At 72.5% G+C, this 21,722-nt stretch carries 21 protein-coding genes; 5 read left to right on the top strand and 16 right to left on the bottom strand.

All coding sequences use genetic code 11. The features are described from left to right. The first annotated feature begins 49 nt into the window (after positions 1-49). The 3 genes from EV372_RS13365 to EV372_RS13355 all read left to right on the top strand — a co-directional run bounded on the left by EV372_RS13365 (position 50) and on the right by EV372_RS13355 (position 1,693). Positions 50-250 carry a BldC family transcriptional regulator gene (locus EV372_RS13365; RefSeq protein WP_017535950.1) on the top strand — a complete coding sequence of 67 codons (201 nt, stop codon included), beginning with the start codon at positions 50-52 and terminating at the stop codon, positions 248-250. A 164-nt stretch (positions 251-414) separates the two neighbouring features. Then, positions 415-771, top strand: a complete 357-nt coding sequence (locus tag EV372_RS13360; RefSeq protein ID WP_130396270.1) for a PLD nuclease N-terminal domain-containing protein — start codon at positions 415-417, stop codon at positions 769-771. 289 nt (positions 772-1,060) lie between these two features. Next, on the top strand, positions 1,061-1,693 hold the full coding sequence (locus EV372_RS13355; protein ID WP_130396269.1) for a DUF4333 domain-containing protein: 633 nt from the start codon (positions 1,061-1,063) through the stop codon (positions 1,691-1,693). Positions 1,694-1,767: 74 nt separating this feature from the next. Here EV372_RS13355 and EV372_RS13350 read toward each other — a convergent pair whose 3' ends face one another. After that, a complete protein-coding gene (locus EV372_RS13350; RefSeq protein WP_130396268.1) occupies positions 1,768-3,051 on the bottom strand; it encodes a pectate lyase family protein in 1,284 nt (427 codons plus the stop codon). Between the two features lie 185 nt (positions 3,052-3,236). Between EV372_RS13350 and EV372_RS13345 the strand changes: the two genes are divergently transcribed. Next, positions 3,237-4,211, top strand: a complete 975-nt coding sequence (locus tag EV372_RS13345) for a LacI family DNA-binding transcriptional regulator (protein WP_130396267.1) — start codon at positions 3,237-3,239, stop codon at positions 4,209-4,211. Positions 4,212-4,281: 70 nt separating this feature from the next. Here EV372_RS13345 and ccsB read toward each other — a convergent pair whose 3' ends face one another. The 12 genes from ccsB to EV372_RS13280 all read right to left on the bottom strand — a co-directional run bounded on the left by ccsB (position 4,282) and on the right by EV372_RS13280 (position 17,777). Then, the gene (gene ccsB, locus EV372_RS13340; protein WP_130396266.1) at positions 4,282-5,274 is read right to left on the bottom strand and encodes a c-type cytochrome biogenesis protein CcsB; all 993 of its coding nucleotides are present in this window, start codon (positions 5,272-5,274) and stop codon (positions 4,282-4,284) included. Continuing rightward, on the bottom strand, positions 5,271-6,974 hold the full coding sequence (gene resB, locus EV372_RS13335; RefSeq protein WP_130396265.1) for a cytochrome c biogenesis protein ResB: 1,704 nt from the start codon (positions 6,972-6,974) through the stop codon (positions 5,271-5,273). The genes ccsB and resB overlap by 4 nt, the downstream gene beginning before the upstream one ends. After that, positions 6,974-7,780, bottom strand: coding sequence for a cytochrome c biogenesis CcdA family protein (locus tag EV372_RS13330; protein WP_130396264.1), 807 nt, complete (start codon positions 7,778-7,780; stop codon positions 6,974-6,976). The genes resB and EV372_RS13330 overlap by 1 nt, the downstream gene beginning before the upstream one ends. Continuing rightward, positions 7,780-8,523 carry a TlpA family protein disulfide reductase gene (locus EV372_RS13325; protein ID WP_275101149.1) on the bottom strand — a complete coding sequence of 248 codons (744 nt, stop codon included), beginning with the start codon at positions 8,521-8,523 and terminating at the stop codon, positions 7,780-7,782. Before EV372_RS13325 ends, EV372_RS13330 begins: the two co-directional genes overlap by 1 nt. Before the next feature lie 264 nt (positions 8,524-8,787). Beyond that, positions 8,788-8,991, bottom strand: coding sequence for a helix-turn-helix domain-containing protein (locus tag EV372_RS13320; RefSeq protein WP_013155995.1), 204 nt, complete (start codon positions 8,989-8,991; stop codon positions 8,788-8,790). A gap of 246 nt (positions 8,992-9,237) precedes the next feature. Next, positions 9,238-10,035, bottom strand: coding sequence for a phosphatase (locus EV372_RS13315; RefSeq protein ID WP_130396263.1), 798 nt, complete (start codon positions 10,033-10,035; stop codon positions 9,238-9,240). 255 nt (positions 10,036-10,290) lie between these two features. Beyond that, entirely contained in the window at positions 10,291-11,451 is a 1,161-nt protein-coding gene (locus EV372_RS13310; protein ID WP_130396262.1) for an acetoin utilization protein AcuC, read from the bottom strand. A gap of 184 nt (positions 11,452-11,635) precedes the next feature. Then, positions 11,636-13,174 (bottom strand): DUF1109 domain-containing protein, encoded by a 1,539-nt coding sequence (locus EV372_RS13305; protein ID WP_130398909.1) that lies wholly within the window; start codon positions 13,172-13,174, stop codon positions 11,636-11,638. A gap of 773 nt (positions 13,175-13,947) precedes the next feature. Beyond that, the gene (gene proC / locus EV372_RS13295) at positions 13,948-14,742 is read right to left on the bottom strand and encodes a pyrroline-5-carboxylate reductase (RefSeq protein ID WP_130396261.1); all 795 of its coding nucleotides are present in this window, start codon (positions 14,740-14,742) and stop codon (positions 13,948-13,950) included. 86 nt (positions 14,743-14,828) lie between these two features. Continuing rightward, positions 14,829-15,767 carry a sugar phosphate isomerase/epimerase family protein gene (locus EV372_RS13290; protein ID WP_130396260.1) on the bottom strand — a complete coding sequence of 313 codons (939 nt, stop codon included), beginning with the start codon at positions 15,765-15,767 and terminating at the stop codon, positions 14,829-14,831. Positions 15,768-16,024: 257 nt separating this feature from the next. Continuing rightward, positions 16,025-16,633, bottom strand: a complete 609-nt coding sequence (locus tag EV372_RS13285; RefSeq protein ID WP_130396259.1) for a C40 family peptidase — start codon at positions 16,631-16,633, stop codon at positions 16,025-16,027. 229 nt (positions 16,634-16,862) lie between these two features. Then, positions 16,863-17,777, bottom strand: coding sequence for an SGNH/GDSL hydrolase family protein (locus EV372_RS13280; protein WP_130396258.1), 915 nt, complete (start codon positions 17,775-17,777; stop codon positions 16,863-16,865). A gap of 171 nt (positions 17,778-17,948) precedes the next feature. Between EV372_RS13280 and radA the strand changes: the two genes are divergently transcribed. Further along, positions 17,949-19,331: a DNA repair protein RadA gene (radA, locus tag EV372_RS13275; protein WP_130396257.1), complete on the top strand. Its 1,383-nt coding sequence runs from the start codon at positions 17,949-17,951 to the stop codon at positions 19,329-19,331. A 26-nt stretch (positions 19,332-19,357) separates the two neighbouring features. Here the strand turns inward: radA and EV372_RS13270 are convergent, their stop codons facing one another. From EV372_RS13270 to EV372_RS13260, 3 genes are all read right to left on the bottom strand, one after another. Then, on the bottom strand, positions 19,358-19,735 hold the full coding sequence (locus tag EV372_RS13270) for an SSI family serine proteinase inhibitor (RefSeq protein ID WP_130396256.1): 378 nt from the start codon (positions 19,733-19,735) through the stop codon (positions 19,358-19,360). A 169-nt stretch (positions 19,736-19,904) separates the two neighbouring features. Beyond that, positions 19,905-20,624, bottom strand: a complete 720-nt coding sequence (locus EV372_RS13265; protein ID WP_486483976.1) for a histidine phosphatase family protein — start codon at positions 20,622-20,624, stop codon at positions 19,905-19,907. A gap of 277 nt (positions 20,625-20,901) precedes the next feature. Next, entirely contained in the window at positions 20,902-21,600 is a 699-nt protein-coding gene (locus EV372_RS13260) for a hypothetical protein (protein WP_197044416.1), read from the bottom strand. Positions 21,601-21,722 lie beyond the last annotated feature (122 nt).

Below are 21,722 nucleotides of genomic sequence, written 5' to 3'. Positions count from 1 at the left end.
TCAAACGCCCGCCGCCCCCACAGTCCGAGGCGGGCACGATTGGGGGAATGTGAAGGTGGAACGAGCAAGCGAACGCCTGTTGACCCCCGGGGAAGTGGCCTCACTCTTCCGGGTTGATCCCAAGACCGTCACGCGCTGGGCCGCCTCCGGGCGGATCAGCAGCATCCGGACCCCGGGAGGGCACCGCCGCTTCCGCGAGTCGGAGGTGCGCGCCCTCCTGCTCGGGGAGCCGAGCGAGAGCACGCCCTGAGGCCGAGTGCCCCAAGACAGCCCATCCGGCGGGAGCCAGGGCTCCAGGAGCCACAGGGCCTTCCGACCGCCCCGTCGGCCGGCCAGTCGCCCCGCGGACTCCCCCTGCCCTCCGGCCCGGTGTCCCGACCGTGAGGAGTCGACTGCAAGAGTTAGGCTGGAACCATGGTGTGGCTTGGTGGCCTGATCACGCTCGTATCGATCGTTCTGTGGGTGTACGCGTTCTTCGACGCGCTCACCACCCCTTCCTCTGAGGTGCGCACTCTGCCGAAGGTGCTGTGGGTGTTCGTCATCGTGCTGTTCGTGCCCGTCGGCGCCATCCTGTGGCTCCTCCTCGGCCGCCCTCGCCAGGCGGCCGCAGCCCGCGGGGGCGCGCCCTCTCCGACACAGGCCACGGCCTCGGCCGACGACCTCGACCCGTCCGACTTCACCAAGCCCTCGGGCAGCCCGCACCCGCTCGGACCGGACGACGACCCCGAGTTCCTGCGACGACTCAACCGGCGCATCGATCCGGAGGACTGACCCGGACACGACCGGCCCGGACCGGTACACGACGACGGTGGGGGCCGCCCGACAGGACGCGGCCCCCACCGCTGTGTACCCCCTTCCCGATCCCCGAACCCGGAGCAGGCGCGTCCGGGCTTGCGCGGGGCGCCCGTGCCCGCCGCACGGCCGGTTCCCCGGCGCAGCACCGCACGGACGGGCCGGACACCGATGTCACAGCCCCGTATCGGAGCCATCCGCTCCGGAACCCGCTCCTCGTGTTCGGCGTCCACACCCGTACACACCGCCGAACACTGAGGAGGCCGCGATGCGGCAGGCCGGACAACGTCGAGTCATCACCGGAACCGCCCTGGGCGCGGTCTCCCTGCTCCTGTCAACCGGCTGTTCGTTCCAGTTCGGCACCGGCGCGGTCGACGCCGAACAGGTCGCCGAGCGGTCGAGCGAGATGCTGGCCGAGGAGGTGGGCCAGACCCCCGACGGCTTCACCTGCCCCGAGGACCTCCCCGCGGAGGTGGGCGCCGAGATCCGCTGTGAGCTCACCGCCGACGGCCAGACCCTCGGAGTGACCGTCACGACCACCTCTGTCGACGGCAACGACGTCCAGTGGGACATCGAGGTCGACGACGCCCCGGCCGGGGACACCGCCGCCGAGGACGGCGCGGGCGAGGACACCGGCGGGGACGGTGGCACCAGCGCCGCGAGCGACGGGGTCGTCCCCGCCGAGCAGGTCGCCCAGCAGTCGGCAGCGCAGTTGGAGGCGGCGGTGGGCCGGGCCCCCGAGGACTTCTCCTGCTCCCAAGGCCTCCCCGCGGAGGTGGGCGCCGAGATCCGCTGCAACCTCGTGGACGGGGGGATGAACTACGGCGTGACCGTCACGACCACCTCTGTCGACGGCAACGACGTCCAGTGGGACATCAAGGTCGACGACCAGCCCCTGTAACCGCGAAGGCCCGCCCGGACGGGGTCGGGCGGGCCCGGCTCCCGGGGTACGCGACCACGCCGGGAGCGCCGGACTCAGAGCACCCCGGCGCCCGCCTCGCGCGGCACGCCGCGGACCGCGTGCACCGGCTCCACCCGCGTGGAGAACTGCGGCACCCAGGTCAGGTCGGTGCCCAGCGCCTGGTCGGGATAGGCCTCGTTGTGCGCCCCCACCAGGTCCACCTCCGTGACGCGCCCGCGGCCGTTTTCCATCACCGCGTTCCCGTGCTCCACGATGTCGGTGCCGCCCCAGTTGCCGACGATCTCCCCGGCCGAGATGCCGTCGTGCAGGTCGAACAGGTTGTTCTCCGCGTACAGGTGCGACTCGAAGCCCGCGCCCAGGCTGTACTGGTACAGGTCCGTGGCCACCGTGTAGTGGTTGTTGTAGACGTGCACCTGTCCGTAGCGCACGCGGGGCGCCCGCTGGCCCAGGCTGTCGAAGTGGTTGTGGTGCCAGGTGGTGCGCAGGTACCCGCGGTCGGTGGTGCGGCCGTCGCTGTTGCCCACCAGGATGGCCTTGTCCCTGCCCTCGAAGTGGTTGTACGACACCGTCACCAGGTCGCTGGCGCGCACGATGTCGAGCAGGCCGTCGTGCACCTCGTACCGGCGCCCGAAGTACTCCGGCAGCTCCGAGCCCGGGTTGTCGCCGTCGTCGAACGTGTTGTGGTCGATCCACACGTTCGTGGAGCCGGAGACCTCCAGGTGGTCGTACTCGGAGTTCCAGTTGCCCTCGCCGCCGTCGCCGGGGTCCCAGCCGGGGAAGCAGTCGTGCGTGTCGGACAGGGTGAGGTTGCGCAGGATGACGTTGCGCGCGCCGATCACCCGGATGCTCATCCCGGTGATCTCGGCGCCGTCCCCGGCCCCGACCACGGTCGTGTTGGAGCCGACCTCCACCCGGATCCGCTCCGCCTGGGCGTCGGCCGAGGCCTCGCGGGCCTCCTCCAGCGGGCCGCTGGGGTCCTGCCAGCCCCACACCTCGGGGTCGTAGGCGGCCAGGTAGCCCTCCAGCGTGTAGCCGTCCACGGCGTAGTCCCCGCACGACAGGGGCGTGCCGTCCGGCGCCGTGTTCGCGTCGATGAGACCCTCGACGTAGACGATCTTGGGCTCGTCTCCGCTCACCGCCTCACGGAACTCCTGCGCCGTGGAGACGCGGAAGACGTTCTCCGGGGAGGCGTCCGCGCCTCCCGTCGTCCCGCCTCCGGCCGAGGCCCAGCCGTCGCCCTCGGGCAGGACCTGCCTGCCCACGTCGGGCGCCGCCTGGACGGGCGCGACAGCGGTCATCACCAACACCGCGCTCAGAGGGAGTGCGAGCCTGCGCATGTTTCTTCTCCTCAGGGGGGACTGCAAACGGTTGCATGAACATCTCCTAGGAGTCGGACCGGCGTCAACCCCTCCCACCCGGGAAAACCCCGGAAAACCAGGCACCAGACCTGAAAGCACGCACTGGCCAACCACAACCGGTTGCCAGTAGCCTCGGAACCGTTCCCCAGCAAAGGAGGCCACGGGTGGCCGTGACCATCAAGGACGTCGCCCTGGCGAGCGGGGTGCACGTCTCCACCGTCTCCCGGACCTTCTCCGCCGCGCACCTGGTCAACGCCGACACCCGGACCCGCGTGCTCGCCGCCGCCAGCGCCCTGGGCTACCGGCCCAACCGCGCCGCGCGGGCCCTGTCCACCCGCCGCACCGGCAACCTGGGGCTGATCGTCGCCGACATCGCCAATCCCTTCTTCCCGCCCCTGATCAAGGCCGCGCAGGCCCACGCCCGCCGCAGCGACCACCACGTGTTCGTGGCCGACACCGACGAGCAGGCCCGCGTGGAGGAGGAGCTGATCCGCTCCATGGCCACCCAGGTGGACGGCGCGCTCCTGGTCGCACCGCGCCTGAGCAACCGCCTGATCGCGGAGCTGAGCGCCGACGTGCCCTTCGTCGTCGTCAACCGCCAGCCCGCCGGGCTGCCCGCCGTCCTCATGGACGTGGCCTCGGGCGCCGGGCAGGCCGTGGACCACCTCGCCACCCTCGGCCACCGCGAGATCGCCCTGCTCACCGGACCGCGCGCGTCGTGGACCAACCAGCGCCTGGAGCGCGCGGCGGAGGAGGCCGCCCTGCGCCGCGGCCTGGTCCTGCACGGCGTGGGCCCCAACCAGCCCACCGAGGAGGGCGGCGCGGCCGCCGCCCGGGAGGTGCTGGACCTCGGCGCCACCGCCGTCCTGGCCTACAACGACCTGGTCGCCCTCGGTCTGGTCCAGGAGCTGCGGGACCTGGGCGCGTCCGTGCCCGGCGACCTCAGCGTCGTCGGCGTCGACAACACCCACACCGCCCGGCACTGCGACCTGACCAGCGTCGACATGCCCACCGCCGCGGCCGGGCGCTCCGCCATCGACCTGCTGCTGCACCGCATCAGCAGCGGGGACTCCCCCGGCACCGTCACCCTGGACACCCGCCTGGTCGTGCGCGGGTCCACCGCTCCCCCGCCCGCCTGAGCACGGAGTACGCGGAGCCCCGAAGCGCACGGGGCCCCGCCGTGGCGGGGCCCCGTGCGCGGGTTAGGGGTCAGGCGTAGGAGTGCAGACCGCTGAACATGTAGTTCACCGCGAAGAAGTTGAACAGGATGGTCGCGAAGCCCACCACGTTGATCCACGTGGCCTTGGGTCCGCGCCAGCCGCCGGTGGCCCGGGCGTGCAGGTAGGCCGCGTAGATCACCCAGGAGATGAACGACCAGACCTCCTTGGGGTCCCAGCCCCAGAAGCGGCCCCAGGCCTCGTCGGCCCAGATGGAACCGGCGATGATGCCGAAGGTCCACAGCGGGAAGGCGAAGAGGATGAACCGGTGGGAGATCCGGTCCAGCAGCTCGGGGCTGGGCAGGCGGCCCGCGATACCGGCCACCTGCTCGCCCAGCGCGCGCTTGGCCTCGGCCCGGTGCGCCACGAGGTAGGTGACGCCGGCCGCGCCGGAGACCATGAAGGCGCCGCCCGCGATGATCGTCGCGGTCACGTGGATGGGCACCCAGTACGAGTGCAGGGCGGGGATGAGCGGGCCCGGGTCCACGTACAGCCAGCGGACGCCGATGCCCAGCAGGATGAGCACCGGGACCAGCACGAACGCGCCCAGGAAGCGCGCCTGGTACCGGTAGGAGGCGAAGAGCAGACCGCCCACCGCGACCAGGCACAGGGCCACGACGAACTCGAACATGTTGCCCCAGGGCCAGCGCCCGGCGGCCATGCCGCGGGCGATGATCTGGGCGACGCCCATCACGAAGCCGAACGTCGTCACGCCCAGGGCGATCTTGCCCAAGACGCTCTGGGAGGCCCTGGCCTCCACCTCGGTGCTGCGGACGTTGACCTCGATGCCGTCGTCGGCGCCGGACTCGGCACCGGCGTTGACCGGCATGAGCCGACCGGCCTTGAGCCTGGTGCGTTTCCCGTAGGCGGCCTCGATGGCGAAGAGGAACAGCGCAGCCGCGTACGTGACGATCATCGCGATGATCAACGAGTCACTGACTGACGTCATCACCTCGTCCACCTGTGCGGCGAGTGTGTACGTCACCGGTCACTCCCTTGTGTGGTCGACTCTGGCGGGTCGGATGGCGGATGGGGGTCGGAGCCCGGAACGGGATCCGGGTCGGAGTCCGGGCCGGGAGCCGGACGGCTGTCCGGTCCGGAGCCGGAGTCCCCGTCGGACCGGCTCCGGAGCCGTCCGGCGAGTTCCGTGGTGAGTTCGTGGAACTCCACGTTGTTGCCGGCCGCCTCGGTCTTGCCCAGGGCGGCCAGCTCCACGTGGGTGCGGCCGTCCCCGCCCCGGGTCGCGCGCACCCACACGCGGCGCGGGCGGACGAACAGGGTGATGACCAGCCCGGCGACGGCCAGGGAGGCCGCGGTCAGCGCGGGCAGCCGGGCGCCGTCGCGGTTCATCTGGAGGCTGACGTACTCCTTGTATCCGGAGAAGGTGATCGACCCGGCGCCCTCGGGCAGCTCCCAGGTGTCCCCGATCCCCATCACGGGGGAGCTGCCCAGCTCCTCCATGCCGCCGGTGCGCAGCTGGTAGACCGACTGCGGGTCGATCAGCCCCAGGTCGCCCTGGTAGCCCTCCAGGGTGATCCGGGGGTTCTGGGCCCCGGGGAAGTTGGAGACCATCTCCCCCTCGGACGTCTCCACCGCGCTGGGCAGGAACACGCCGACGAAGCCGAGCTGCTCGCCCCCGGTGTCGGGCACCTTGACCACGCCGTCGGAGGTGTAGGAGGCCGTGTCCCGGTGCAGGAAGGGGACCGCCTGGTCGAAGACCACGTCGCCCTCGGCGTTGCGCACCTCGAACTCCGGCGCGTACCCGTGGCCGAGCAGGTAGACCTGCACGCCCGCCACGCTCAGCGGGTGGTTGACCTCCAGCCGGTGCCGATCCTGCGGCGCGTCGGGCGCCTCCCTGTAGGTGAGGTCGGCGACGTAGGACTCGGCCTGGCCGCGCAGGTCGCCGTCCTCGATGAAGGAGGCCTCGAAGTCGTCCAGGTGGATGGAGAAGGGCTCCAGGGAGTCGGTGTCGGTCCAGTGCCCGGGGTAGATGGCGTCGTAGGAGGTCAGGGTGTTGGCGAACCCGTCGCCCTCCACCAGGAGCATGTTGCCGCGGTAGCCGAGGAAGGACCCGGCGGCCAGGGCCAGCAGCAGGCCCAGCAGGGCGAGGTGGAACAGGACGTTCCCGGCCTCGCGCAGGTAGCCGGTCTCGGTGGAGAGGGAGTCGCCGTAGCGCTCGGTCCGGTAACCCCGCAGGACCCTGCGGGACTGCTCCAGCACCGTCTCGGGGTCGGCGTCGGTGGTGAACGCGGCGGCGTAGGGCATCCGGCCCAGGTTCTTGGGCGTGCGCACCGGGCGGGCCCGCACCGCGCGGGCGTGCGCCAGCGCGCGGGGGAGCACGCAGCCCGCCAGGGAGACGAACAGCAGCAGGTAGATCGCCGCGTACCAGGGCGAGGAGAACACGTCGAAGAGGTAGAACCGGTCCAGCCAGGGCGCCAGTTCGGGGTTCTCCTGGAAGTAGGTGTTGACCTCGTCGACGCTCACCACGTTCTGCGGCAGGATCGAGCCCGGGATGGCCCCGACCGCCAGCAGGAACAGCAGGATCAGGGCGGTGCGCATCGAGGTCAGGGTGCGCCAGATCCAGCGCAGCCAGCCGACCGCGCCCAGGCCCTTGGGGCGCGGCCGGGCGCCCTCCTCGTTCTGGGCGGCGGTCCCGGCCCCTTGGTCGTTCGCGGTCGTGCTCATCAGATCACCGTCTGGAAGTCGGCGGCCCAGCCCTGCATGGCGATGGTCAGCTGCGTCCACAGACCGGTCACCATCGCCAGGCCGACCAGGACGAGCATGGCCCCGCCGATCACGGTGACCGTGCGGGTGCGGCGCTTGAGCCAGTCGAAGGTGCCCAGCGCGCGCCGGTAGAGGAGGGAGGCCAGGACGAACGGCAGCCCGAGGCCGACGCAGTAGGCCAGGGACAGCAGCATGCCGCGCCCGGCGCCGCCCTCGACGAAGGCGAGGGTCTGCACGGCGGCCAGGGTCGGCCCGATGCAGGGGGTCCAGCCCAGGCCGAACAGGACGCCGAGCAGCGGCGCGCCCGCCAGTCCGGCGCGCGGCAGGCGGTGGAAGCGGAACTCGCGTCCGAAGCCCGGGACGACGCCCATGAAGGCCAGGCCCAGGACGACGGTGAGGACGCCGAGCACCCGTGTGATGGGGTCGGTGTAGTCCATGAGGATCTCGCCGAGCCAGCCGATGAAGCCGCCGACGGCGACGAACACCAGGGTGAACCCGGCGATGAACAGGACGCTGCCCGTGACCATGGTCCAGCGGCGGGAGGCCAGTTCGGCGTCGACGTCGGCGACGGTGGCGGTGCCGCCCCCCGCGGTCGAGGCGGTGCGCTCGCGCACCTGGGCGCCGCTCATCCCCGTCACGTAGGACAGGTAGCCGGGCACGAGAGGGAGCACGCAGGGCGAGAGGAAGGAGACCAGGCCCGCGGCCAGGGCCAGCGGGATCGCGGCCAGCAGGGAGCCGGTGAGGACGGTGGTGCCGATGGGGTCCATCAGCCCTCGTCCCCGGAGCCGCCGGAGCCCTGGTCCGCCTCGGACGGCGCGTCCGAGGGATCGGCCTCCTCCGGGGAGGCCGTCTCCCCGGCCTCCTGCTCCGCGACGCGGGGGCGCTCCTCCGGGTCGCCGAAGTCGAACTCGACCACCAGCGGGTTGAGCAGTTCGGTCAGCTGGCCGTAGGTGGTCGGGCCGATGACGCGGGCGGCGATGCGGCCCTCGGGGTCGATGACGAGGGTGCTGGGGATGGAGCGCGGGGGCACGGTGTCGCGGAAGGCCTGGGGCACCGCGCCGGGCTGGTCGTACAGGCTCGGGTAGGGGACGCCCATGCTCTCCTGGTAGGACCGCGCGGCCGTCTCGTCGTCCTTGATGTTCACGCCGAGGAAGTCCACGCCCAGGTCCGCGTACTCGGCGTGCACCTCGTCCAGGACCGGCTGCTCGGCGCGGCAGGGGCCGCACCAGCTCGCCCAGACGTTGAGGACGACGATGCCTCCCTCGTAGTCGCCGAGGGCGACCTCCTCGCCGTCGAGGGTGGTGCCGGTGACCTCGGGCGCCTCGGTGCGCTCGGCGGTCTCGAAGGTGGTGGCGCTGCCGTCTCCGGAGATGAAGCGGTTTTCCTCGTCGCTGGCCTGGATCTCGTTGCCCCCGGCGCAGCCGGTCAGGGCGAGTACGGCGGCCAGTCCGGCCGCCGCCAGGCGCGGCACGGCACGGCTTCGGCGCGTACCGGTGCTGGTGCTGGGCATCGAGGGGACCTCGCGAACGGGGTGTGAACAGGGCGGACTACAACAACGACAAAGTGTAGTAGATGCCCTGGGGCCCGTTCGGCCGCCCCGGCACAAGGGGGGACCGCGGCCGGTGGGGGTGGGGACGGCCCTGCCGCGCGCCGGACGGCGCGCGTGGGGGCGGGGGGAGAAGACCCCGGTGGGGGCGGTGTCCGTCAGTCACCGCCCCCGGGTGTGTCGGCTGACCGGGGGCCGGGGGGCGGCCCCGGTCGGCCGGGCCCTGGATCAACCAGCCTCGACGAAAGCCTCGCGGAGGTAGTCGTGCACGGCCCGCTCGGGGACCCGGTAGGAACGCCCCACGCGAATCGCGGGGAGAACTCCCGAGTGCACCATTCGGTAAACGGTCATCTTGGACACACGCATGATCGTGGCTACCTCCGCCACGGTCAGGAACCTGACCTCTTCGAGAGGCGGCTTGCTCCCGTTCATCTTTCGACGCCCTCATTCCCGGACGTGAGCATTGTCTACCCTTGGGACCGGCGTGGTGTGCGGCGGCGACCCCGGTGTACCCGCCCCAAACCATGCCAGCGTGTCACGCTGTCACTACTGACACGTCCGTTTTCAGAGTAGAGCCGAGTTCGCCTCAGCGAAAGGCCGTTGGGCCTGTCTTCGGCGCTATGTGTTGATGGCGGGTCGGATGAGGTTTAACGGTGGGTATAAATGGTCTCCCCCTGCTCACAGGAGACCGGCCCGGGCGAGAACGTATTCGCGCAGAGGGGCGTAGTCCTCGGTCAGGTAACCGTCGTCCAAAGGCACCGTGACCAGTAGTTTCCCTTCGGCCTCGGCGAGGAAGAGGGCGGGGTCGTTGCAGTCGGCGAAGCCCATCGCGGGCACTCCCGCCTCACCCGCCGCACCCGCGAACCCGTGATCGGCGATGACCAACTGCGGCCATGCCTCACCGCGGTCCGCGAGGTCCGCGAGGATGGCACGCATGGCGAAGGGGTGGTGGCTGTGGCGGGCGAGACGACCGTCCGTGACGATGGCGATGTCGTCCTCCCACACCACGATCCGCCGATTCGGAGGGCGCTCTGTGGTCACTTCGTAGGAGTATCCGCCGCCAGCGGTGAGGATCTGGCACCCGCGCTCGGCGAGGGCGTCCTTCCAGGCGCGGTAGGTCTCGCGGAGGTTGCGCGGGTGGCCGGTGGCGAACAGGACCCGTTCCCGGCGCTCGGCGGCCAGGGCCAGCCGGTCGGCGAAGGCCTCCAGGGCGTCGATGGTCAGGTCGGGGTCGATGGTGTCGATCCCCCACACGTACTCCTCGTCGGCCACCACGCCGCAGCGCTTGCTCATCAGCGCCAGGACCTCGGAGTAGGTCCAGTCGTGGGAGAAGGTGAGGCCGAACTGGTGGTAGGGGTCCTTCTGGACGAGCCGCCGGTAGTGCCGCAGGTTGTTCTGGCGCGGGGTGTCGACGTGCCCGGCGATTCCCGTGCGCACCAGATAGGTGATCAGTTCAGCGCGTGTCGGCGGCGTCACCTGGCGCTCCCCTTCCTCGTCTGCGCAGCGAGCGTGCGCCACGCTGGGCGGCCACCACGGCGCCTGCTCCTGTTCGCCCGGTATTCAACCTCTGTCCTACCCGCTTCGGACGCGACACGCGCGGCTCCTCCGGAATTCACGCCGGTCGACACCGGGGTGTTATGGGAGCCGTCCCGTGAGCCGTCCGGAGCCCCGCGAACCCCTGCCGGCACCGGATCGGCGGTCCGAACCGCGACGACGCCGAAGGGCCGCCCCCTACAGGCTCGGGTCGATCCCGTGGCTGGGGAAGACCGCGGTCCGGGTCGCGTGGATGGCCCGGTCCACCGGGTCGCCCGGGTCGTAGCCGTCCACGAAGTGGTCGAAGACGACCTCGCGCCCGTCGGTCATGTACAGCGGCGCCAGCTCCCCCGTGCGCTGGCGCACGAAGTCGCGCCAGCGCTGCGGGGTCTCGGTGTCGGGGTCGACGGGACGGCCCGCGGCCTCGCCCAGCAGGTGGGTCCAGGCGCGGGGGACGACGTGGACCAGCCCGTACCCGCCGCCGCCGAACAGCAGCCAGCGGCCGCCCGCCGTCTTGCGGGCCAGCTCGTGCAGCTCGGCGTAGGCGCGGCGCTGGCCGTCCACGCTCAGGGTGAGGTTGGCGAGCGGGTCCAGGGCGTGGGTGTCGCAGCCCTGCTGGGTCACCAGGATCTCGGGCTGGAACTCGTGCAGCAGCGGCGGCACGACGGCGTCGAAGGCGCGGTGCCAGCCGTTGTCGCCGGTGCCCGCGGGCAGTGCGACGTTGACCGCGTACCCCTCGGCGTCCGGGCCGCCGGTCTCGGAGGCCTGGCCGGTGCCGGGGAACAGGGTCGCCGGGGACTCGTGGAGGCTGATGGTGAGCACGCGCGGGTCGTTGTAGAAGGCGTTCTGGACGCCGTCGCCGTGGTGGACGTCCACGTCCACGTAGGCGACGCGCTTGGCCCCCTGCTCCAGCAGCCAGGCGATGGCCAGGGCGGGGTCGTTGTAGACGCAGAAGCCCCAGGCGTTGCCGCGCATGGCGTGGTGCAGGCCGCCCGCGATGTTGGCCGCGTGCGCGGTCTCCCCGCTCCACACCGCCCGCGCGGCGGCCACGGACGCGCCGGAGATGAGCGCGGCGGCGTCGTGCATGTCCTTGAAGACGGGGTTGTCGGAGGTGCCCAGCATGTGGGCGTCGTCGGGCTCCAGCGTGCGGCCCGCGCGCTTGACCGCCTCGATGTAGGCGGGGTCGTGCACGAGGGACAGGAGTTCGTCCGAGGCGGGTTCGACGTCCAGGAGCCCGACCCCCGGCGCGTCCAGCACGCCGAGTTCGCGGCTCAGCGCCATGGTCAGCTCGACGCGTATCGGCGCCATCGGGTGCTGCGGACCGAAGTCGTAGGCCGTGAGTCCGTCGTCCCATGCCACCCGAAGCGAGCAGGACGTGCGCCCTCCCATGTGGTGACCCCCGTTTCAGGTGTGCGTGCTCCGAAGCACACAGTACGCACAACCGCACGCGTGGACGAACCCCGGGGTTGGCTGCCCGGTCCGGCACGGGGGTCGGCCCCCGTGCCGGACCGCGGCGTCCGGGCTACCGGACCGCGGGGCCCGGCTACTCCGTGACGAAGTAGCAGGACTCGTACAGGTCGCCGCCGGAGAGGTCGACGGTGCCGTGCAGGGGCACCGCCCCGAAGAACGAGTCCTTCGAGGTGAGCAGCACCCGGTACTCGCCCGGTTCGAGTTCGACGCGCATGACGTCGCCGTCGTCGAAGCAGGAGTTGCCCGAGGGCGGCGAGCTGTAGACCTCGCAGTCCTCGCACGCGGGGGTGATGATCTCCTCGTGGACCGCGTCCGGCCCGACGTAGAGGAACTGCATCTCGTACGGGGTGTTGTTGGTGATCTCCAGGACGCTCTTGTCACTGCCGGAGCTGGCGGTGGGGACGGGCGCGAAGTCGGCCTCGCCGAGCGAGGTCATGGCGTCCATCCTCTCCTCGATGCGCCCGGCGCCGATGTGGGTGACCATCCGCTCGACCTCGTCGGTCTCGTGGTCGGGGTACTCCGCCTCCAGGAGGGCGACCATCTCGTCGGCGGTGTCGAGCGAGCCGCCGTCCACGCTGTCCCAGCCGCAGTTGAAGGCGGCGTCGGGGCGCTCGGCGGTCATGCGCTCGGCGATCTCGGGGACGGTGTCCCAGGCCAGGTCGGAGAACATGTCGATCTGGTCGAAGCCCGCGCACCAGTTCTCGGCGGCGTACTCGGAGGTGCCGGTGTCGTAGAGCTCGGTGAGGGCGGTGGGGACCTGTCCCGCGGCCTCGGTGCCCTCGTAGTCCGCCGGGATCACGGTGTAGATCTCGTGCGCCCGCCGCATGCTCTCGCGGTACCCGTCGGTGACCTCGCCGTCGAAGTCCTCCTCGGCCGAGGCCACCAGGTCGGCGGCGTAGGAGAGGTGGATGTCGGCGACCTCGCCGTCGGTGTCCTCCCAGCGGGCGGCGGGGTGCTCGAAGTAGGCGGCGTAGGAGTCCAGGGCCTGCGCGTACGCCTCGTTGGCCACGTCGGACTGGGCCAGGTCCAGGAGTGCGCAGGCCTCGGCGCCAGCGCGGGCGCGCGACATGAGCGACGGGGAGAAGGAGAGCTGGAAGAGGTCCTCCACGCTCCCGTAGGCGGCGACCGCCTCGGAGGTCGCGCACTCGCCGCGGGCGTGGGCCGCGTCGGCGACGCGCAGCCGCCACTCCCCCGCCTGCCACACGCCGGTGAGGGTCACCAGCAGGGCGAGCGCCAGTCCGGCGGCGGTGAGGAGGGGCAGCGCCCGCTTGGAGGGCTGTTCCCCCCCGCCGAGCAGGCGCTCGTCGCGGGCACGCCCCGCGAACAGGCCGTGCACGGCCGCGGCGGCGAACCAGGCCGCGAAGATCGACGCCCACAGCAGGAGGTTGTCGGCGGCGCCGAGGACGGCGGCGGTGACCAGCAGGCCGAGGGTGATGATGAGCGCGGCGGCGAAGAACGGCCACTGGCGCAGGTAGACGTACCCGGCTCCCATGCCCGAGGCGTTGAGCAGCGAGGTGCGCAGCGCGGACGGGGAGGAGAACAGGCCGAGCCTGGGCGGCCTCGGGGGCGGCGGCGGGCCGAACTGACCCGGAGGAGGCCCGCCGGGGGGCATGCCGCCGGGGGGAGGCCCGCCCGGCGGCGGTCCCATGGGGGGCGGACCGCCCTGGGGCATCCCGCCCGGGGGCGGCATCATGCCGGGCGGCCTGCCGCCGGGAGGAGGCCCCATGGGGGGCGGGCCTCCGGGGGGCATACCGCCCGGAGGCGGGCCGGGCGCACCGCCCGAGTACATCCCGCCCGCGGGTGTGCCCCCGGTGGGCGCGCCCCCGGCGGGCCTACCGCCGGTCGGCGCACCGCCGTGGAAGGCCCCTCCGGCCGGGTCGGCGCCGGTCGGACCGCCCTGGGCGGGGTCACCCCCCGCGGGGTCGCCTCCTGTGGGGACGCTCCCCGCGGGGTTGGCGCCGGTCGGGCCGGAAGGCGTGGGCCCCGGGGGCGGGAAGCCTCCGCCGGGCGGCTGGGAAGGGTCGGGCGGGGGAGGGGGAGAAGTCATGGAGGACCCTGGAATCAGGAGATGGGGGAGATCCCGCGCGTACGGGACCGAGGGGGCCGTGTACACCCTTCACCGAAGACACTACCCAGGTCCCCCGACATCGGACCTTCCAGGGCGGGCCGCTTCCGGCCATCTCACCGCGGCGGGGCGGGCCTGGGCCCCCGCCGAAGCGGCGGTCCCGACCGGCCGGCACCGCCAAGGCCGGCTCCACGGGTGCCGGGCCGCCGTCACCGGGCCGCTCCGCGCCCCCTGAGGAGGCGCGGCGCCAGCCCGCGCTCCCTCCCCGCCTCCGGGCGGAACGGCCCCGACGGCACGCTTCGCCCGGCCCCGGGGCCTCGTCAGCTTCCGGAGAGCGCGCTGCTGCGGTCCCGGGCCGCCTCGATGGCGTCGGTGAAGGCCGTGCGCACGCCGTGCCGCTCCAGCTCGCGCAGCGCGGCGGCGGTGGTGCCGCCCGGCGAGGTGACGGCCTCGCGCAGCACGACCGGGTGCTCGCCCGAGCCGTTGAGCATCGCGGCGGCGCCCGTGATGGTCTGGCCGACCAGCTTCTGCGCGGTGGCGCGCGGCATCCCCATCGCCACACCGGCCTCGATCATCGTCTCGGCGATGAAGTAGAAGTAGGCGGGGCCGCTGCCGGAGATGGCGGTGACGGTGTCCATGTGCTGCTCGCCCACGCGGATGACGTCGCCGACCGTGCCCAGCAGCGCCTCGGCGCGGTCCAGGTGGGCCTCACCGGTGTGGGCGCCGCCCGCGATCGCGGTCATCCCCTGCCCCATCAGGGCGGGCGTGTTGGGCATCGCCCGGACGACGGGGGTCCCGGAGGGCAGGTGCTCCTCCAGCACGGCCGTGGTGATCCCGGCCGCGACGGAGATCACGAGGCAGGAGGAGGACAGGCGCGGCGCCAGGTCGTCCAGCAGCGCCACCATGTCCTGGGGCTTGAGCGCGAGCAGGAGGGTGTCGGCGCGCTTGGCCGCGTCCGCGGCCGGGACCACCTCGATCCCGTAGCGGGCGCGCAGCTCCCCGGCGTGCTCCTCGCGCGGCTCGGTGACGAGGACGTCCTCCGGCGTGTGGCCCGTGGCCAGCATTCCGGCGAGCAGAGCCTCGCCCATCTTCCCGGCACCGATGATGGCGATCATGAAGGTCCTTCCTGCGGATGCCTCCACGCTAACGGCACCGGTGACCCCGTGTGGACACCGGATCCCACTCCGTGGACACCCGGCCCTCACTCGGGGTCGACGGTGCCCTCGTCGTCCACGGTGCCGCCCTCGTCGACCGCGAAGCGGCGGGGCGGCGCCGAGGGGGCGCGGCGCAGCAGCGCGATGCGCTCGCGGCGGTCGCGCGGCCGGTCGCCGGGGCCCGCGGTCCGGGCGAAGTGCAGCCGGGTGAAGGCCAGGGCCTCGGCCAGTTCGCGCATGCGCGCCTGGCGGTCGGGGGCCTTGCGGGTGCTGACCTCCAGGACCAGCTGGCCCTCGAAGCCGTTCCCGGCCAGGTACTCCAGCAGCTCGCCCACCGGCTGGCGTCCGCGCCCGGGGATGAGGTGCTCGTCGAGGTTCTGGCCGCCGATGCCGTCGGCCACGTGGATGTGGGAGAGGCGGTCGCCCAGGCGCTTGGCCATGTCCATGGCGTCGGAGCCGGACATGGCGGTGTGCGACAGGTCGAGCGTGACGTCGGGGTAGTCGCGGTCGAGCGGGTTCCAGCTCGGCGCGTAGGGGACGACCTCGCGGTCGCGCACGCGCACCGGGTACATGTTCTCCACGGCGAAGACGACGTCGGTCTCGTCCTGCATGCGGGAGATACCGGTCTCGAACTCACGGGCGTAGTCGCGCTGCCATCGGAAGGCGGGGTGCACCACGATCGTCTTGGCGCCCAGGGCCTCGGCCATCTCCTTGGAGCGGACGAGTTTGCCCCAGGGCTCCCTGCCCCACACCCGCTGGGTCAGGACCAGGCAGGGTGAGTGGACCGCGGTGACGGGGATCTGGTGGTAGTCCGAGAGGCGCCGTAGGAGGTCGATGTCCTGGCTTGCCGGATCGGAGGAGACGAGCACCTCCACGCCGTCGTACCCCAGCTTCGCGGCGATCTCGAAGGCGGCCGGGGTCTTCTCCGGGTAGACCGACGCCGACGACAGGACGACGGGCGCGTCTGGGACCTGGATAGGGCTCACGCCAACCAGAGTATGCGCTAACACCCCTCGCGTGCGTACCGCCCGCGTGAACGCGGCGTGCCGTTCTCCCCACGCCCTCCCCCACGGAGGGTGCGGGTCGCGGTCGCGCGGCGGTGGTGGGAGGGCCCGCGGGTGCACCCGCGGAGCCCTGGTTCGTGGTTGCCGACCGCCACGTCGTCGGGGCGGTCGGACCTTGGCCGGGTTCACTCCCCGGCGCGTGCGGGGGCCGTCAGCGCGCTGCGCGAGGCCCGCCCGCCTCACAGCCGTACGGCGCCTGCGAGGCCGTGTTCGTGGACGTGCCGCTCGCGGACGTGGTCCCCCGAGTTCGGCGCGTCGATCATGCGCCCGTCACCGAGGTAGATGGCGACGTGGTAGGCGTAGCCGCCGCTGTCGGCCCAGTACAGGATGTCGCCCCTGCGGGCGTTGGAGTAGGAGACCCGGGTCCCGGCGCCGACCTGGTCGTGGGCGATGCGGGGCAGGTCCACCCCGGCCTGCTTGTAGGCCCACTGGACGAGTCCCGAGCAGTCGAAGCCGTTGGGGCCGGTGCCTCCCCAGCGGTAGGGGGTGCCCTTCTTGGACTCGGCGGCGTCGATGGCGTCCTCCACCGTCGACCTGGACAGCGACATGTGGACGCGTCGGGGTCCGGCGGAGTCCTGCGCGGTGGGCGCGGCCTGCTGCGCCGGTCGCACCGGCTGCGGCGGCTGGGCCAGCGCGGGCGCCGTACCGGCGGTCAGGGCGGCGGCGGTGAGCGCGGCGACGGCGAGCGCGCGCCCGCCGCCACGACGCGGAGGAACGGGCGAGGCCTGCCGCCCCGGATCCGTGGGACGACAGGCCTGCGTTTGCTCGTGGTGTCGCGGTATTCGCATGACGGTGGTTCTCCCGCTCTCGCTCGGAGCGTCGCGGCGCCCACGTCACTGTGACGCGGATCTCCCCGTCGCGACGCCCTCACCATTCGTCACACAGACCACGCGATATGTCACTCTCCGTAGCGTGATCGGCCGCCAAAGACGGTAAAGAGTCCTTGACCTTCGGGGGACGAAAGCACTCAGGTCACCACCGAACGGACTCCCCTCCCCGGCGGCCGATCACCCCGGGTCACGCGGCGTCGTCCACGGGCGCGGGGACCCCCAGCTCGGCTCCCACGAAGTCCGCCGTGGCCTGCATACCGAGGTAGTTCGGGTGCACCGGGGCCCCGTTCTCGGGGATCAGGCCCTCCACCCAGCGGGTGTCGGAGGACTGGCAGACGTCGTGGCCGCGCTCGAAGACGTCCACGAAGACCGCGCCCTGGGCCTCGGCCTCCTCGGCGATCATCGCGTTCAGCGCGGTCTGCGCCCGGTCCAGGAAGGGCACGTCGCCCCACGCGATGGGCGTGCTCGGCCAGCAGCCCTTGCTCTCGGGCAGGATCTGGAGGTAGCCCACGGCCAGGACCGTGGCGTCGGGGCTGCGCTCGGCGATGTCGGCGTAGACCCCCGCGACCTCCGGCCGCAGGTCCTCGACGCGCTGGTCGAGCTCGTCGCCGTAGTGCTCGGCGCACGGGTCGCCCAGCGGGTTGCTCAGGCTCTGCTTGGCGCACTCGATGAGCACCTCGGAGAAGCCGAAGTCGTTGCCCGAGATCCCGACCGTGACCAGGTCGGTCTCCGGGGTCAGGGCGTCGAGCTGGGGCGGCGTGTCGTCGAACTGCGGCTCGTAGAGATCGTTGACGACCGCGCCCGAGCAGCTGGCGTCCGTGAAGTCGGTGATGCCCATCCGCTCGGCGAGCATCGTGGGGTAGTTGTTGGACGTGCGCAGGCAGCCCAGCAGCGGCATGCTGCTGCTGACCCTCTCCTCCCGGATGAGCGGACCGGCGACGAAGGAGTCGCCGAGGGAGACGTAACTGTCGAAGGCGGGCGCCTGCGCGGTCTCGGCGGCGGCGGGCGCGGCGACCAGAGACGCGCTCAGCGCGGCGACGGCCACGGGGACCAGGGCACGGCGCGGGAATCGGGGCGCGGCGGTGGCGGATGTACGGGGCACGCGGGTTTCCTCTCCATGGAGCGGGGGCGTTGGAGCTGTCGGACCCTAGGAATTCTTTAACACGACCTACGGGATAAGGCGCCTAACTCGTAGGTAACTTTCATGTGTCTCCGAAAGGTCCCTTGACTCCTTCCGGCGGAGTTGTCCCAGGAAGCCGCTAGCGTGGCCACCATGGCGAAGGCAGCGAAGACCACGTTCCGGTGCGCGGAGTGCGGATGGAGCACCCTCAAGTGGGTGGGCCGCTGCGGCGAGTGCCAGGCCTGGGGCACGGTCGAGGAGGCGGGCGCCCCGGCGCCCTCCGCCGTCGCGCCCGCGCCCGTCACCTCCCGGGCCCGGCCCATCACCGAGATCAGCGTGGAGAGCGCCGAGGCCGTCCCCACCGGCGTCGACGAGCTCGACCGGGTCCTGGGCGGCGGCGCGGTCCCGGGCGGCGTGGTGCTGCTCGCCGGTGAGCCCGGCGTGGGCAAGTCCACCCTCCTGCTGGAGGTCGCCGCGATGCGCGCGGCCGAGGGCCCCGTGCTGTACGTGACCGGGGAGGAGTCGGCCGGACAGGTGCGGCTGCGCGCCGAGCGGCTCGGCGCGCTCTCCGACAAGCTCTACCTGGCCGCCGAGACCTCCATCGCCGCCCTGGCCAGCCACGTGGACGCGGTCGGCCCCCGGCTGCTCATCGTGGACTCGGTGCAGACCATGGTCTCCCCCGACACCACCGGTGTCCCGGGCGGCGTCACCCAGATCCGCCAGGTGACCGGCGCGCTGATCCAGATCGCCAAGGAGCGCGGGATCGCCACGGTGCTCGTCGGACACGTCACCAAGGACGGGTCCATCGCCGGTCCGCGGATGCTGGAGCACCTGGTGGACGTGGTGCTGCACTTCGAGGGCGAGCGCCACTCCCAGCTGCGGCTGCTGCGCGCGGTCAAGAACCGCTACGGGCCCACCGACGAGATCGGCTGCTTCGAGCTGACCGAGTCCGGCATCGTCGGCCTGCCCGACCCGAGCGGGCTGTTCCTCACCGAGCGCACCGACCCGGTGCCGGGCACGTGCGTCACCGTCACCCTGGAGGGGCGGCGGCCGCTCATCACCGAGGTCCAGGCCCTGGTCGCGCCGACCCCGCTGCCCGCGCCGCGCCGGGCCACCTCGGGCCTGGACACCTCGCGGGTGAACATGATCCTGGCGGTGTTGGAGAAGCGCACGGGCATGAAGCTGGCCAACATGGACGTGTACGCCTCCACCGTGGGCGGTGTGAAGCTGACCGAGCCCGCCGTGGACCTGGCGCTGGCCATGGCTGCGGCCAGCTCCAACAACGACGTCGCGCTGCCCGTCGGCTTCATCGCGATCGGCGAGGTGGGCCTGGCGGGCGACGTGCGCACCGTGAGCGGCGTGCGGCGCCGGGTGGCGGAGGCGCAGCGGCTCGGCTTCACCGAGGCGGTCGTGCCCAAGCACTTCGGCGACCCGGTGCCGGGCATCCGCGTCCACGAGGTGGAGGAGCTGAGCGAGGCCCTGAGCCGGGTGGCCCGGCGGTCGCGGCGGGCCCGCGCCCCCCGGGACGGGGACTGAGCGCGGATCCCCCGCGAACCGGCGCGTCAGAAGTCGAAGACCACGCCCTTCTCGCTCAGGAGCACGCACTCGTTGGAGAACTCCTCGCGGTAGTCCTCGGTGCCGTAGGCCACGGCGACCACCGGGTCGTAGACGAACGGGCAGGCCTGCTCCTCACCCTCGACCGCCGCCAGCGAACCGGCCTCGGCGATGGCCTCGCAGGCCTCGGCTGCTCTGGGGTGCGTGCCCGCGGCGACGGGGGAGCACACCAGGGTGACCTCACGCGTCTCGCCGGTGGTGAGGCCGTGGACGCGCAGGATGTAGCCGCTCTCACCGGCCCGCGCCGCCTCGGCGGCGTGCGCGGGCGCGGCGAGCGCCAGCGCGAGGACGGGAGCGGCGGCCAGGGCCGGGACGATGCGATTCACGACAGCCTCCAGGGACGTGCGGATTCCAGACAGCACGGATGGTAATCGAACCATTACGCGAAGCTGTCGCTTTTCCGCGAGGTCGCCGGAATTTCCCCGCACCGGGGTTGCGGACCGACCCGAATGCCGGGCGAAAAGCAGAGAATGCGGGGTTATGTCGGAATCCCCGTCACTCTCGCGCCGACACCCCCGACAGGTGCCCCACGACTCCGTAGCCGTCGGGCCGCAGGTCTCCCCCGGCGTCGGCCGTCCAGCGGCTGACCGAGGCCGCCGCCGCGGGCTCCCGTCGGCTCGTCCGCCACGCCTCGTCCTCCTCCAGGCCCTCCAGGATCCCCCGGAGCAGGACCACGACGGGCTCGTGGGCGAACAGCAGCACCCGCTCGCCCGGGTACTCCGCGCACAGGTCCCGCAGGAACGAGCGCAGCCGCAGCAGGACGTCGGCCAGGGACTCGCCGCGCTCGGGTCGGTGGTGCGTCCGGTCGACCAGGCGCCGGGACGCCTCCTCGGGGTCGTACTCGGCGACCATGGCCGGGGTCATGAACGTGAAGGGGCCGCCGTCGTGGTCGCGCAGCCGCTCGTCCAGGTGCACGGGCAGGACCAGCCCGGCCGCCTCCAGCGCCAGTCCGGCGGTGCGGCGGGCGCGCAGGTAGGTGGAGGAGAACACGACGCCGGGCCGCCGGTCGCCGGGCAGGGACGCCAGCCAGCCCGAGCCCACGGCGCGGGCCTGGCGCACGCCCAGCGGGGTGAGGTCCACGTCGGCGTTGCGCGCGGGCAGGTCCGCCGCGTCCGGGCGTCCGCCGTCGCGCGCGGCGGCGGCCAGGGCGGCGTTGAACACGCTCTGCCCGTGGCGGACGACCGTCAGTTCCGCCGGTCCGCGGTAGCGCATCATCGCGTCCCGCCTCCCTCCGCCGTGCCACCGCCGGCCCGGGCGGGCACGGCGGGCGCCGCGACCGGGGCCGGGGTCCGTACGAGGAGGTTCTTCACGTGGGGACTCCTTGGAGGACGAGAGCGGGCACCCCCGGAGGAGCGCCCGCTTGGGAGCGCTCCCAACTGGGGAAAGGGTATCCTCCGACTCCCATGGCGTAAAGGGGGGTCCACCGCTCCGCGGAACCGTCACCGCGGGGCCGGGGGGTGTGCGTCGCCCCGGCCCCGCGGTGTGCGGCGGTTCAGGCCTTGAGCTGGAAGGGGAGCTCGGGCTGGTCCCCGGCGTAGTCCCCGTGCAGGTTGGCCCGGTACCAGCCGGGCTGGGCCGAGGCCTCGGTGCCGCGGCAGTCCTCGAAGGAGCGCATCCGCTCCCAGGTGAACGTGTACTCGTGCGGGACGCCCCTGCTGATCTGGCGCTTCTCCGCGCTCTTGTTCTCCGCGCAGTCGGCGGTGGAGAAGATCCGGTCGTCGCCCGAGTGGATGCGGATCTCCATGGCCTCGCCGCCCACGTCCACGGTGCAGGTCTGCTCGGCGGTGTTGACCACGGTGATCTTGAAGCCCGGGTTGGCGCCGGACCCGTAGACCTCCTGGTCCTCCTCCGCGTACTCGAAGGTCACCACGATGTCCTGCGGGCGGCAGACGTCCTCGGGGCGCTCCGGAGCGGGCACCTCGCCACCCTCTCCGCCCTCGGCGGAGCCGCCGTCGCCGGCCGCGGAGCCGCCGGAGTCCTCAGCGTCATCGGAGGGGTCGGCGCTCTCCCCCGCCCCCTCGGAGGGGTCGGCCTCGGGTTCCTCGCTCGCGTCCGCGGAGGGCTCGGTGGGTGAGACACTGGGGGAGGCCTCGATGCCCGCGTCCGAGCGGGTCGGCTCGCCGCTCTCCTCCCCGGAGGGACGGCAGGCGTACGCGATGAGCGCGAGCAACAACAGGGCCCCGGCCAGCACGAAGGCTCGCCGCTTCCAGTAGGTCTCGCGGCTGACGGCTCCTGGTTGTCCGGTACTTGACGCCATGCGCCGTAGTATTGCGGTTTTGCGTGTACCTCACCTACTCAACCCGCCGATTCCCA

The organism is Nocardiopsis sp. CNZ308 (assembly GCF_004217075.1).
Note: the sequence above shows the minus strand (reverse complement) of the source record. Positions and strands in the feature narration are given on the sequence as shown.

Bases quoted from the DNA above. Each gene is read 5' to 3' on its own strand.
- EV372_RS13355 (WP_130396269.1), top strand. From the start codon at position 1,061: ATGCGGCAGGCCGGACAACGTCGAGTCATCACCGGAACCGCCCTGGGC.
- EV372_RS13320 (WP_013155995.1), bottom strand. From the start codon at position 8,991: ATGAACGGGAGCAAGCCGCCTCTCGAAGAGGTCAGGTTCCTGACCGTG.
- radA (WP_130396257.1), top strand. From the start codon at position 17,949: ATGGCGAAGGCAGCGAAGACCACGTTCCGGTGCGCGGAGTGCGGATGG.
- EV372_RS13360 (WP_130396270.1), top strand. From the start codon at position 415: ATGGTGTGGCTTGGTGGCCTGATCACGCTCGTATCGATCGTTCTGTGG.
- resB (WP_130396265.1), bottom strand. From the start codon at position 6,974: ATGAGCACGACCGCGAACGACCAAGGGGCCGGGACCGCCGCCCAGAAC.
- EV372_RS13285 (WP_130396259.1), bottom strand. From the start codon at position 16,633: ATGCGAATACCGCGACACCACGAGCAAACGCAGGCCTGTCGTCCCACG.
- EV372_RS13325 (WP_275101149.1), bottom strand. From the start codon at position 8,523: ATGCCCAGCACCAGCACCGGTACGCGCCGAAGCCGTGCCGTGCCGCGC.
- proC (WP_130396261.1), bottom strand. From the start codon at position 14,742: ATGATCGCCATCATCGGTGCCGGGAAGATGGGCGAGGCTCTGCTCGCC.
- EV372_RS13330 (WP_130396264.1), bottom strand. From the start codon at position 7,780: ATGGACCCCATCGGCACCACCGTCCTCACCGGCTCCCTGCTGGCCGCG.
- EV372_RS13305 (WP_130398909.1), bottom strand. From the start codon at position 13,174: ATGCCCCCCGGCGGGCCTCCTCCGGGTCAGTTCGGCCCGCCGCCGCCC.
- EV372_RS13350 (WP_130396268.1), bottom strand. From the start codon at position 3,051: ATGCGCAGGCTCGCACTCCCTCTGAGCGCGGTGTTGGTGATGACCGCT.
- EV372_RS13265 (WP_486483976.1), bottom strand. From the start codon at position 20,624: ATGATGCGCTACCGCGGACCGGCGGAACTGACGGTCGTCCGCCACGGG.